Here is a 12307-nt window from a genome sequence, read left to right as displayed (position 1 = left end):
TGCCGGTTATTCGTTCGCGCAGCGCTAGCCAGTTCTAGGCAGGCTGCTTGAGAAACGTAGGCCACAACTAGCGGCGCGGACGTTTCTTGCACTGCTGAGCGAAAAAATTCCACCACCAGTGACCACTGTGCATACCCGTAACCTACTGTTGTCGGACACAACCGTCATTGTTTCTGTAGCGGTATCGTCCCCACGTTAGCTGCAAAGCCCACAACCCATACCATCGTTCCCATGCACGACCCGCACGCCAATACGCTGCTTTGCGAGCCCACTGCGGGCACGGCGTGCGCTGTGGACGAGAACTACTACACCCACTTCTTTGCTCCCACCTTCCGGGAACTGCGGCGAGAAGAGTCGCCCCACGACTTCGACGACGCCACGCGTCCCGACGTGCTGAAGCAGGCCGACTGGCCCGCCATCGACGAACTTTGCCGCGCGGCCCTGGCGGAAGAAAACAAAGACCTGCGTATCGCTTGCCACTCGATCGAAGCGCAGCTGCGACTACGGGGCCTCGCGGGGCTTCGCGACGGACTGGCGCAGCTAGCGACGATTGTCGAGGAGCACTGGGGCAACCTGCTGCCAGTGCCAGAGGACGACTCTCACGAGCACCGCTCGACTCCGATCGCGAATCTACTGGACGATCCGGACCGTGGCGTTTGCTTTCCGAGCACGCTCCGCTCGCAGCCTTTGCTGGGGACTTCCCCCTCGCTGAGCTGCAACGACTTGGTGCGAATCAAGCGATCGGTCGAAGCGGAGGACGAGGAAACGCTGGCGGTGTTCCGGGCCAATGTGCCGCCGGAGTACTTCCGCGACCTGGCCAGCACCCTCGAGCAGTGCCGCGACCACCTGCAACAACTTTCCGACTCGCTGCAGATGCGGATGGGCGACGAAGCTCCCGCATTGCTCAACTTGCGTGCGGCGCTCGACGAGCTGAACACGTTGGTCGCGTCGGAGCTGTCGCTGCTGGGAGTTGGCCCTGCGGCCGAGAGCCCTCAACCTACCGAGCCCTCCGCCGAGATGCCTACGGCCGCGCCGAACACCGACCTGCTGCGACTGGATCGCGAAGGGCTGTACTTCCTGCTGGATCAGGCGGCCGACCGCTTGCGGGGCATGGAGCCTCACAGCCCGATCCCTTACCTGGTAAAGCGCGCGGTGCGAATGGGACGACTGCCGTTTCCCGCGTTAATGAAGCAAGTCATCCGAGAGGAGAACATTCTCTCGGAGCTCAATAGGGAGTTTGGCATTGCCGACTCCGATGGACACTCCCCACTCGCATGACGCCCAAATACTAACCGATTTCAACTTAGCACTTCCCCATCAAAGGACACAAGCCATGAGCGAAAGTCAGCAACATGTTCTCGATCGCGTACGTCCGCCTCGCGTACAGATCACTTACGACGTGGAGACCAATGGGGCGTTGGAGAAGAAGGAACTTCCGTTCGTGGTGGGCGTGATGGCCGACTTGAGTGGCGACAACGCCAGCGAGCAGAAGCCGCTGAAGCAGCGCAAGTTTGTGCCGATCGATCGCGACAACTTCAACGAAGTGCTGGAGAAGGCCGAGCCTCGCTTGGCGATGAGTGTTCCCGATCGACTGACTGGCGAAGAAGACTCAAACCTGTCGGTGGCTTTGACGTTCGGCAACATCAGCGACTTCGAGCCGCAGAACGTGGCCAAGCAGGTGCCCTCGCTCAACAAGCTGCTGGAAGCTCGCAACAAGCTTCGCCAGGTGCTGAGCACGATGGAAGGCAATGACTCGTACACCGGTTTGCTGGAAGAAGTACTGGGCGACCCCGAGGCAGCGAAGTCGCTGGCTGGCGAGCTCGGCACCGAAGAGGAAGAGACCAAGTAGTCGCCTGCTTTCGCACCCTTCATTACACAAATTCTGCCACGGGAGAACATAAATGGCCACCACTACCGATGCACCGGCCGGCGAAGCTACTGAAGAGATGAGCTTGCTGGACCAGATCCTTGCCAATTCGCGTGCCCTCGACGACGCCGAGCGCGACGTTCAGAAGGACTACCTCGCCGAATTCATCCGCCACGCGGTCGAGCCCGATCAGGTCACGTCGAAGGACACCGCTGCGACGATCAACAGCTGGATCGCCAAGATCGACGAGAAGATCTCGGCCCAGTTAAACGAGATCATGCACGACGAGAAGTTCCAGCAGCTCGAAGGTAGCTGGCGGGGACTTCACTACCTGGTCCACCAGTCGGAGACCGGCACCTCGCTGAAGATCCGCGTGCTGAACGTCACCAAGAAGGAACTGTTGAAGGACCTCGAGTCGGCTGTGGAGTTCGACCAGAGCGCCCTGTTCAAGAAGGTGTACGAAGAAGAGTACGGCCAGCTCGGCGGTGCTCCGTTCGGCCTGTTGATCGGTGACTACGAGTTCAGCCGTCACCCCGGCGACATCACGCTGCTGCGTTTGATTTCGAACGTTGCCGCGAGTGCTCATGCCCCGTTCATTTCGGCCGCCGCACCTCAGCTGTTCAACCTGACCAGCTTTACCGAGCTGCCGAATCCTCGCGACCTGGCGAAGATCTTCGAGAGCGCCGCTCACACTTCGTGGCGTTCGTTCCGCGATTCGGAAGATTCGCGGTACGTGGCTCTCGTGATGCCAAGAGTCTTGAGCCGCTTGCCCTATGGCAAGGACTTCAAGCCGGTTGAGGAGTTCGACTTCGAAGAATTTGTCGACGGCCGCGACCACAGCAAGTACCTGTGGATGAACGCCGCTTGGGCCTACGGCGCCCGGGTGACCGACGCGTTCAGCAAGTACGGCTGGTACGCCAAGACTCGTGGTGTCGAAGGCGGCGGCAAGGTCGAGTGCCTGCCGGTGCACACGTTCAACACCGACGACGGCGACGTGGCCATGAAGTGCCCGACCGAGATCTCAATTTCGGATCGTCGCGAATTCGAGCTGTCGAACCTCGGCTTCTTGCCTGTGCTGCACGCCAAGGAAACCGACTTCGCGGTGTTCATGGGTGCCCAGTCGACTCAGAAGCAGAAGACCTACTTCGATCCGCTGGCCAACGCTAACGCCGAGTTGAGCGTGAAGATCAACTACCTGATGTGCGTGTCGCGCTTCGCTCACTACCTGAAGGTCATGGCTCGCGACAAGGTTGGCTCGATGCTCGAAGCCGCCCAATGCGAGAAGTGGCTGAACGACTGGATCGGCAACTACGTTTGCGATCCGAACATGGCCGGCGACGAGACCAAGGCCAAGTGCCCGCTGTCCGACGCGACCGTCGAGGTTCGAGAAGTGGCCGGCAAGCCGGGTTGGTACGAAGCCGTGGCCTGGTTGCGTCCTCACTTCCAGCTCGAGACGCTCAATGCGTCGATGCGGCTGGTGGCCGAGGTTCCCAAGAAGGGCTAAAAGACGTTTAAGCAGCACGGCGTCCTCGGCCCACCGCCGGGGACGCCCGCTTCCAACCATCAAAAGGGCGAATTGCCATGGGTATGTCGAACTCTCCCCCTGCCGCGAACTCAGCGGCCGCACAGAAAGGCGACGGCCTGCCTGCGCGGCTCAAGTCGGCGATAGAGGACTTTGCGAAGGTAGACCTCAGCGACGTGCGGGTGCACTACAACAGCAGCAAGCCCGCTCAGTTGCAGGCGCACGCCTACGCTCAAGGCACGGACATCCACATTGCCGCCGGCCAGGAAAAGCACCTGGCGCACGAAGTGTGGCACGTGGTTCAGCAGAAGCAAGGACGCGTGAAGCCGGTCACCAACATTGCCGACGTGAAGCAGCTGAACGACAACCCTGCACTCGAAAAAGAAGCCGACACCATGGGCGCCCGCTTTGCCCCTCTGGCCAACTAGCACTCCATAATCACCAACCTTCAAAAGGATACCAGTAGCATGAGCGACGAAAACAAATCCAGTGGATCGATTGACTACTTCCTGAAAATCGACGGCATCGAAGGCGAGTCGAAGGACTCGAAGCACGCCAAGGAAATCCAGATCCTGGGTTTCAACTGGGGCGAAAGCCAGCCGGCCAGCATCCCTTACACCTCGGGCGGTGGTAGCGGCAAGGTCACCATGCAGGACCTCACGTTCACCATGTACGCCTGCAAGGCGTCGCCCAAGCTATTCCTGTCGTGTGCCAAGGGTGAGCACATCAGCGAAGCTACTCTGGTGGCTCGCAAAGCGGGTGGCAGCCAGGAGGAATTCTATCAGATCAAGCTCGAAGAGGTTTTGGTCTCTTCCTACAACACCAGCGGTGGCGGTGGTAGCACCTTGCCTTTGGACACGGTGACCCTGGCCTTCGCCAAGATCAGCTACGAGTACCGTCCCCAAAAGGACAAGGGTGCTCTGGATACTCCGGTCAAGGCTGGCTGGAACCTGGAAGAAAACAAGGCCATCTAGTGCGTGCCGTGCGGCTCGCACTTAGGCTTTGGAATAGGTGATTCCAAGGGGCCGCCACGCCAGCGTGTGCGGCCCCTGTTTGTTTTAGCGACCCTCCCCCATGACTCCCACGCACACGCGTAACCGAACGTCGCAACTCGCGCCCACCCTGCTCGACAGGTTGGTCCTGGCGAGCCAAGGTGTGTCGTCGCCGGCGATGGCCGACCCACTAGCCGGGCTGCTGCGCGATGTGGAGGACTTGCTCAACACGTGGACCGCAGCGGGACCCCGCGAAAGCGACTTCGAGGAACTGGCCAGCAGCATCTCCTGCTACGGTTCGCCAACGCCGGGATCGCTCGACGTTGGTACCTTCGATCAACAACAGGCGGTCGCGCGGCAGCTCGAAAAAGTCTTGCTGCGATTTGAGACGCGGCTGGAGTCGGTGCGCGTCACGGTCACGCCCGACACGGACCGGCCCACCACGTGCCGGCTGCGGATCGATGGAACCCTGGCCGACAATGCAGGCACCACTCTGACGGCCGAGTACTCGGTGAACTACCGGCAAGGACGAGCGCAAGTGGAGTTAGTGCAATCATGAGTGGCACGATCTATCCCTACTACGAGCGCGAGCTTCACTTCATCCGCCGCGAGGCGGAGGAGTTTGGCAAGCAGTACCCCGCAGCCGCCGGGCAGTTGCTATTGGAGCGCAATCGCAGTCGCGATCCACACGTCGAACGCCTGATCGAGGCGTTTGCCTTGCTGAGCGCGCGAGTGCAGAAGAAGGTCGACGACGACTTCCCCGAGATCACCGATGGCATGCTATCGATGATCTCACCGCACTACCTCGCGCCGATTCCCTCGCTGGCGATTGCCCAGATCAATCCCAACCCGTCCAGCCCGCAGGTCTCGGGGCTCTCGGTGCCACGTGGTTCGGGGCTGCGCAGCGCAAGCGTCGAAGGCACGCGGTGCCGATACCGCAGCTGCTACCCGGTCACGGTGTGGCCGATCGAAGTTTCCGGCGCCGAGTTGCTGACGCCACCCTTCAATCGCGACGCGGCCGTTCCGGCCGGGACGGCCGCCATGTTGAAGCTTCGCCTTACTGCGCAGGCCGACTTGCGGTTCGAGCAACTGAGCCTTGGCTCGCTGCGATTCCATCTGAGCGGCGACCAGGCGTTGATGGCCGTGCTGTACGAGTTGCTGCTCAACAACGCGACGCAAGTGAGCGTGGGAGATGGCGAGGAGTTCCTCGATCCAACGACCCTGCCGGGCGACGCCGCGATTCAGCCCGTGGGATTTGCCGAGCACGAAGGCCTCTTGCCCTACCCTGCCGAAACCGATCACGCGTACCGGCTGCTCACCGAGTTGTTTGCGTTCCCTGACAAGTTCGCCTTCATCGACATCAAGGGCCTCGATGCCGACACGCTTGCAGGCGTCGGTCGCACGCTTGAGATTCGGATCGCACTCGACCGCTGCGACGAAGCGCTCGTCCGCGAGATCGATGCGAGCACGTTTCGGTTGGGATGCACGCCGATCGTGAACCTGTTCAGCAAGGTTTGCGAACCGATCCGCAACACGAAGAAGGCGACCGAGTATCTCGTGACAACCGACCTGAACGATCGCGACGCATACGAGATCTACAGCGTCGACCAGGTAACCGGTGTGTCGCCCCGGCGGTCGACCGAGTACACGCCGATCTTTGGGCTCAACCACGAGAATTCGTGGCACGGCCCCGACGAAGCTCGCTCCTACTGGCAAGTCCAGCGGCGCGAAAGTCCCCGCCACAACGATCGTGGCACCGACATGTACTTGCGCCTGGTGGATCTCGACTTCACTCCGCACCAGAAAGATGGCGAAGCGATCACCGTTCAGGCGACCTGCACCAACCGCGACTTGCCGCTTCGATTGCCCACGGGCAGCAAGGGCCTGCGTTTCGAACTCGAGTCGGCCATGCCGGTCGGCGCGGTGCGATGCCTCCGCCACCCAACGGCTCCTACGCGAGCGTCGCTCGGAAGCGCGGCCAAGTGGCGATTGATCTCGCACCTGTCGCTGAACCATCTCTCGCTGAGTGAAACGACCCGGTCCACCGAAGCGCTCCAAGAGATACTCCGCCTGTACGACTTCGCCGACAAGCAGACCGACCCCCAACGGGCCATCGCCAACAGCGAGATGATCGACGGCATCGTGCATGTGTCGGCTCGTCGTTGCGCGACGCGCATTGGTGGAGCACTCGAAGGCGGTGTCTGCCGCGGGGTAGCGGTCGAACTGACGCTGGACGACGAGCGCTATCGATCGGTTGGCAGCTATCTGTTCGCCAGCGTGCTCGAGCGATTCCTGGCCCAGTACTGCCACGCCAACTCGTTCACCAAGCTGCACTTCTCCACAACGCAAGAGGGCTTGAAGCGAGTCTGGCCCGCCCGATCGGGTGGAGTTGATTTGCTATGAGCACTAGCGACGCACAATGCGACATCGAAGACTTCGATCTGACCGAAGCCGCGCGTCGGCTGGCGGACGAAGCGCACTCGTACGATTTCTATCAGGCCGTTTCGCTCCTTGCGCAACTGCAGAAGCGAAACCAAGACCAAACAACGTGCGGCGAAGAGCCGCTACGATTCGTCTCGACACCCACACTGTCGTTTCCTGCTAGCGCCATCCAACGCGTCGACCTTGCCGAGGGGTCGCAGCCGGCGGAAGTGGCCGTAAACTTCATGGGCCTTACCGGTCCCAGTGGAGTGCTGCCGCGGCACTATACCGAGAAGGTGATGCAGGTCGAACGCGACTGCAGCGGCAAGAACCGCTCCACGATTCGGGCGTGGTTCGACATGTTTACCAGTCGGTTCATCTGGTCGATGTACCGCGCGTGGCAAAAGATGCGAATCGACCGCAGCGTGCCGGTCGAAGACGGCCCGCAACCGCCCGAGGGTGCCTTCGCACGCAGCCTGTTCAGCTTGATTGGCTTCGGGCAGAGCGCCTTGCGCAACCGCCTGCAGGTCAAGACACCCGACGCTGCCGAACCAAACGAGGCCCACTCGCCAGACGATCGCGTACGCGATTGGGCGCTATTGCGACACACATCAGTACTCGCGCGGCGGCGCAGGTCGGCCAGTCAGATCGCGCGGGTGCTGTCCGACTACTTTCAAGTGCCGGTTGAGGTCCAGCAGTTCCAAGGACAATGGCTGGAACTCGAACGAGCGAGTCAAACTCGCCTGGGAGATCCAAACGCCAGCTCCCAGTTAGGCAACTCCGCCATCGTGGGACGCCGGGTGTGGGACGTGGAGAGCAAACTACGTCTGCGAGTCGGTCCTTTGGGCCGGGAGCAGTTCGAGGACCTACTACCCTGCGTTTCGCCCAAGAGCGAGCGGCGTAGGTTCTTTATGCTTTGCCAGTTGGCACGGGTGTTGATAGGGCCTGAATTCGACTTCGACGTGCAACTGGTGATCGACCGCCAGGCGGTTCCTTCCGTTCAACTGAACGATGGCACAGCTCAGGACCACTTCCGACTGGGCTGGAATACGTGGCTCGCACCGACGGCACTGCGGCACGATCCCGCTGATGCGGTGTTTAACAGCGTCGAGTCGACGGTCCTTGGTGCCGCTGAGCATCAAAGCGTCGCGTAGTCTCGCTAGACGGTAACGGGCACGACGGCTGCCGGCGTCTCAAACCCCACCGCGGTGGCGGCCGCGGGTTTGGTTTGTGGCAAGGCAAACAGCGACATCGCCAGCGTGCAATTCCGCCCCAAGTGATCGATCACTAGCGTGTGCCCATCGGGCATGTGGTCGACGACAAGCTGCTCGGCAAATCGGGCCGCGAGGGACTTCGAACGGACAACTTCCTGCCACTCGCGGGCCGCAGTTTCACGCTCCAGCTTGTAGTACGAAGTATCCGCAGCGAGTGGCAACGCTCGCGGCGGATGCCCCACTCGACGCAAACGCAACCCGGCCGCCCCTTGCAGGAACAGGTCGTTGGCTCGCGCGGCCGAACCAATCTTGAGCTGCCGGCCAGCCGTGAGCAGTTGCTCGAGGTCGTCCGACTCCATCGAACTGCGAACGCCAATCAGGATCAACTGCTCCTGCTCCAACCACCCCGGTGACAGCTCCACTTTCAGCAATGTGCCCTCGGCGGCAAACTGCCGTCGCTCGTAACGTGGTTCCGCCACGTCGTCCAACTGCAACTCGATGAAGTCGCGGACCTTCAGGAAGCAGCCCGCCAAATCGTCGTGGTCGTATGCTGGGATCGTCGGCAATCCAACCGAGGGCGAGAACGCAGCGAGCTGACCGGCCACGCATGCAAGCTGCCGGTAGGCGAAGTACGGATGGATGCCCACCGCCCGCGTGTCGACGGAAAGCCCTGTGGCGAGGCCGTTGAGCACCCTCAACTGTTCCATCAGCAGCCGTTCGCCCTGCCCGCGACTGTCGAAGTCGATCGCACGACTCGCGGCCTGCGCCTCGAGCACCGAGCGCTTTCTCCCTAAGAGTTCCGTCAGCCGCTCCAGCACCCCGGCCTGCAGTGGCTGCCAGCTGTCGCACGCCAGCATGGGAGGGAAATAGCCCGGATCGATTTCGGGAACGGCCGTGGAGCGCTGCGACCTCCGCACCTGCGCTATCGGCAGTGTTTCGAAGCCAGCGTGGTCTTCCAGCGATGTGAGCAGCCGGGCGTTGAGCCGTCGGACTTGCAGGGTTCGCAGTTCGGTGCCGTTGTTTTCGTCGGGCACCTCTGCGTTGGAAACGATGTACCGCGCATCGATGCTCTCAGGCGTCTCCGCAGCGTTCGGGCGGCCACGTTGCAACAGGGGAATCCCCAGGTGAACCCTCACCTGACTCTGCTTCTGCAACTGCGGGCGAAGATCGAGCACCGGCAGAGTCAAATCTTCGGGCACCGACAACACCTCACCGCCGGGTAGCCGTGCGCGCATCTGACGCACTTGGAAGCGATGGTTGGCTAGCGACTCCGAATCGATCTCGATGTCGCGAATTCCCCAGGCGTAAGGCCGCGTCCAGTCGATGTCGCGCTGTAGCGATTGCGCGTGGAATTGATCGGCAAGCTGATAGTGTTGCGGCGCGAGGAACATCCCCTCGCTCCAATGGACGGCTTGATACGGCACTTGTCTGGCTCCACTATCACCGATGGAATCGTACGAGCGCAAGGTAAGATGTTTACCTCACCGCATCTTCATCATCGTGATAGCATCTCGCCGACAATCACAATTCTGGCCAGCTTATCGGTTGGGCGACCCGCAACGGTTGCGACTACCCCTCCGATCGTGCGACCTGGAAGGATCAGTGTGCCAATGGACAAAACCCTAGGCGACTAGCTCGAAGGTTGCAGCGTTCTTCGAGTGCTGCTTGACCTCGTACATCAAGAGGTCGGCGCCGTGGATCATTTCGTCGATCGACTCCGGCAACTTCTGGTAGACCGCGACCCCGATGCTGAACGTTACCGGCCAGTTGCTCGCTTCCATGCGTTCCAGCAGGCTTGTCCTCAGTCTGGAGATGACCAATTGTGCCTCTTCCAGGCTGGCTTCGGGCAGGAGGATGGCGAACTCGTCGCCTCCCATCCGAGCGGCCGTATCCATCTTGCGGATGTTGTGCTGCATGGTATCCGCAATGGCCTGCAACAGCTCATCGCCCGTGCGATGCCCCAGCGTGTCGTTCACGGTCTTAAAATTGTCGCAATCGATAAAGGCGACCGCCAGTTGGTAGTCCTGTCGCTTCGAGCGAGCCAATTCGCGTTCCGCGTTGTCGTGGAAGGCTTTGGTGTTGGCCAGACCGGTCAAAGCGTCGGTGCGTGCAAACAACCGCTCTCGCTCGTGCGCGACGCGCAGACGGAAGAGCATGCCGGCGATGATCGTGAAGAACACGAAGTGCACCGAGGCGATCCATGTGTTATGGGGGTTGATGCGGTGGCTCTCCAGCACCAGCAAGTCGTCGATCATCCAGGCCGAACAGCAAACCGCCGCCGCACAGTAGGCCCACACCGGTCGCACAACGCTGCACAGCATCATGAACGAAGGCAAGTAGCAAACCACCAGCGGCACTTCGTCGCCAGTAAGATGGTCGATCAACGCCACCAGCGATGCTACCGCCAGCGACACTGCAATCGCAGTTCTTTTATGGGTGCTACACCACTCAAAAAATTGTGGAACTCGAGACTGTGGATTCAAACGCTTCATCAACATCGATCGCGCCTTGCTGTGCGACGATCCCTGGGGGAAACACGGGAGAGGGTTAACCGCAAAACTCTACCTTGCAGGGCGGAAAAAGCTGCGCTGAAATCCCCCTTCCCGCCAGGGAGGCTTCCGTTGCGACCTTCACAACCCACAATACCCTGATCAGCAGGTCCAATCGCCTGCTGGGGTCATGCTGACACGGTGAAAGTAGGCAATGGGAGGGTAAACCGCCCCTACGTTTGCTACCTATTCTCCAGAGGGAGCCTTCGCCACCCCCGAATCCGCGGGCATCGCTGCGTTCCACTCCATCGCCAGGTCGTGCAGCCTCTGGGAGACATCGGGATTGCCGCTCGCCAGGTTAGTGGTTTCCTTGAAGTCGGTCGTTAGATCATAAAGCTGCCATTCACTGCCATCGCAGTTGACGTAGAACTTCCACTTGCCGTCTCGAACCGCTAGATCAGGATTGTCTTCCTCCGAGGTTTGATCGAACCCGGGCCGATCGGGTGGGCGTCGCCAAACGATGGGCGCTTGCCGTCCCTCGCTGGCCTTGCCGAGCAGTGTTTCCGAAACATCTTCGCCGTCGAGTTCTTCCCCTGCGGGCAAGGCGACGCCGCAGATCTCATAGAGGGAGCGATTGATGTCAATCGCGCTGAGTACCGCTTGATCGTTGGTGGTGCCAGCAACTCCGGCGGCCAACAAACCGGGGCCCCACACGATTAGCGGCGAACGCACTCCCCCCTCGTAGAGCCAGCCTTTCGATCCGCGAAGCGGTTGCGAGGAGCCAACATGGTTCTCTGGACCATTGTCGGAGCAGAAGACAATGAGTGTCGAGTCACGCAGGTCTTCGTCCCTGCGTATGCGATTGAAGAGCGGACCCAGTTGCTCATCCATGGCGTCCAACACCCCTTCGTACAGCCCCCGCCGATTGTCTGCCCATCGATCTAGCGGTGGGTAAAGTGGGGTGTGAACGTCGTCGGGCCACAGGTTCACATAGAACGGTTTCTTACGCCGCTGGGCCTCGTCGATGAACGAGATCGCTGACTGCACGAAGCCTTCGGTGATGTGAGAACGAAGCTTCCAGACCGGGGGGCCACCCAAACGAACTGCGTCGCTCCAAATCTTGCGCGGCTTCTTCCGGTCGGGCGTCTTGACTAGCGGCAGCAGTTTGGGCCCCATGCCTTCGAAGTTGGTCAGGCTTTGATCGAAGCCATACTCGGAGATCGGCGGTGCATCGTCGACATCTCGCTGGCCACCCATGTGCCACTTGCCAAAGTGCCCTGTCGCGTAACCGGCAGCCTGCAATTGACGGGCGAGCACTGGCGCTTGCGGATCGAGCCACTGCGCCATGCCACGCTGCTGGTTGCTTGCGCGGTTGTTCAGAAACGAGGTGATCCGCCAACGTTGCGGGTACTGGCCCGTTGTCAACGCAACTCGCGACGGGCTGCAGATGGGCGAATTCACGTAGAAGTTCGTGAACTTGATTCCTTCCGATGCCAGTCGGTCAACATGCTGCGTCGTGGGGCCGCGGCCGCCGAAGCACGAAAGGTCCGACCAGCCCATATCGTCGACGAACACCACGACAACGTTAGGTTGCTCGGCACCCGAGGCCTGCGGTGTCACTATTCCTACAGCGCACGCGACGAGTGACAGCACACAAAAGCACCTACAGTATGATCCGATGGTCGACTTCATAAGACTCTTCAATGTCAGATTCCTTTGCACCGCAAGAACCAGCGGCCACTCGGCTACGGACTCCTTACCACTGGGAACCGAGTGTACGCCCGTAGGTACTATCGTAGCTC

11 protein-coding genes are annotated in these 12307 nt (G+C 60.8%); 8 read left to right on the top strand and 3 right to left on the bottom strand.

Annotation, left to right across the window (positions count from 1 at the left end):
* Positions 1-231: 231 nt before the first annotated feature.
* The 8 genes from ACQK2L_RS01380 (at position 232) to tssG (ending at position 7956) form a co-directional block, all read left to right on the top strand.
* On the top strand, positions 232-1278 hold the full coding sequence (locus ACQK2L_RS01380; protein ID WP_425395138.1) for an ImpA family type VI secretion system protein: 1047 nt from the start codon (positions 232-234) through the stop codon (positions 1276-1278).
* Positions 1279-1333: 55 nt separating this feature from the next.
* Positions 1334-1849 (top strand): type VI secretion system contractile sheath small subunit, encoded by a 516-nt coding sequence (gene tssB / locus ACQK2L_RS01375; RefSeq protein WP_425395137.1) that lies wholly within the window; start codon positions 1334-1336, stop codon positions 1847-1849.
* 52 nt (positions 1850-1901) lie between these two features.
* Positions 1902-3371, top strand: coding sequence for a type VI secretion system contractile sheath large subunit (tssC, locus tag ACQK2L_RS01370; RefSeq protein WP_425395136.1), 1470 nt, complete (start codon positions 1902-1904; stop codon positions 3369-3371).
* Positions 3372-3448: 77 nt separating this feature from the next.
* Entirely contained in the window at positions 3449-3817 is a 369-nt protein-coding gene (locus ACQK2L_RS01365; protein ID WP_425395135.1) for a DUF4157 domain-containing protein, read from the top strand.
* Between the two features lie 39 nt (positions 3818-3856).
* Positions 3857-4363 (top strand): Hcp family type VI secretion system effector, encoded by a 507-nt coding sequence (locus tag ACQK2L_RS01360; RefSeq protein WP_425395134.1) that lies wholly within the window; start codon positions 3857-3859, stop codon positions 4361-4363.
* A 100-nt stretch (positions 4364-4463) separates the two neighbouring features.
* Positions 4464-4940 (top strand): type VI secretion system baseplate subunit TssE, encoded by a 477-nt coding sequence (gene tssE, locus ACQK2L_RS01355; RefSeq protein WP_425395133.1) that lies wholly within the window; start codon positions 4464-4466, stop codon positions 4938-4940.
* The gene (tssF, locus tag ACQK2L_RS01350) at positions 4937-6784 is read left to right on the top strand and encodes a type VI secretion system baseplate subunit TssF (protein WP_425395132.1); all 1848 of its coding nucleotides are present in this window, start codon (positions 4937-4939) and stop codon (positions 6782-6784) included. Before tssE ends, tssF begins: the two co-directional genes overlap by 4 nt.
* Positions 6781-7956 (top strand): type VI secretion system baseplate subunit TssG, encoded by a 1176-nt coding sequence (gene tssG / locus ACQK2L_RS01345; protein WP_425395131.1) that lies wholly within the window; start codon positions 6781-6783, stop codon positions 7954-7956. Before tssF ends, tssG begins: the two co-directional genes overlap by 4 nt.
* A gap of 5 nt (positions 7957-7961) precedes the next feature.
* Here the strand turns inward: tssG and tssK are convergent, their stop codons facing one another.
* The 3 genes from tssK to ACQK2L_RS01330 form a co-directional block, all read right to left on the bottom strand.
* Positions 7962-9440, bottom strand: coding sequence for a type VI secretion system baseplate subunit TssK (tssK, locus tag ACQK2L_RS01340; protein WP_425395130.1), 1479 nt, complete (start codon positions 9438-9440; stop codon positions 7962-7964).
* A 198-nt stretch (positions 9441-9638) separates the two neighbouring features.
* Positions 9639-10430: a GGDEF domain-containing protein gene (locus tag ACQK2L_RS01335; RefSeq protein ID WP_425395129.1), complete on the bottom strand. Its 792-nt coding sequence runs from the start codon at positions 10428-10430 to the stop codon at positions 9639-9641.
* A gap of 321 nt (positions 10431-10751) precedes the next feature.
* Positions 10752-12158 carry a sulfatase-like hydrolase/transferase gene (locus ACQK2L_RS01330; protein WP_425395128.1) on the bottom strand — a complete coding sequence of 469 codons (1407 nt, stop codon included), beginning with the start codon at positions 12156-12158 and terminating at the stop codon, positions 10752-10754.
* Positions 12159-12307: the final 149 nt, after the last annotated feature.

Origin of the sequence: Aeoliella sp., from assembly GCF_965227375.1 — a bacterium.
Classification (GTDB): domain Bacteria; phylum Planctomycetota; class Planctomycetia; order Pirellulales; family Lacipirellulaceae; genus Aeoliella.
This window is presented reverse-complemented; position numbering and strand designations above follow the sequence as displayed.

What these genes read in the sequence shown, in the direction of transcription:
- tssE (WP_425395133.1), top strand. Translation starts at nt 4,464, where the DNA reads ATGACTCCCACGCACACGCGTAACCGAACGTCGCAACTCGCGCCCACC.
- tssC (WP_425395136.1), top strand. Translation starts at nt 1,902, where the DNA reads ATGGCCACCACTACCGATGCACCGGCCGGCGAAGCTACTGAAGAGATG.
- ACQK2L_RS01360 (WP_425395134.1), top strand. Translation starts at nt 3,857, where the DNA reads ATGAGCGACGAAAACAAATCCAGTGGATCGATTGACTACTTCCTGAAA.
- tssG (WP_425395131.1), top strand. Translation starts at nt 6,781, where the DNA reads ATGAGCACTAGCGACGCACAATGCGACATCGAAGACTTCGATCTGACC.
- tssB (WP_425395137.1), top strand. Translation starts at nt 1,334, where the DNA reads ATGAGCGAAAGTCAGCAACATGTTCTCGATCGCGTACGTCCGCCTCGC.
- ACQK2L_RS01365 (WP_425395135.1), top strand. Translation starts at nt 3,449, where the DNA reads ATGGGTATGTCGAACTCTCCCCCTGCCGCGAACTCAGCGGCCGCACAG.
- tssF (WP_425395132.1), top strand. Translation starts at nt 4,937, where the DNA reads ATGAGTGGCACGATCTATCCCTACTACGAGCGCGAGCTTCACTTCATC.
- ACQK2L_RS01380 (WP_425395138.1), top strand. Translation starts at nt 232, where the DNA reads ATGCACGACCCGCACGCCAATACGCTGCTTTGCGAGCCCACTGCGGGC.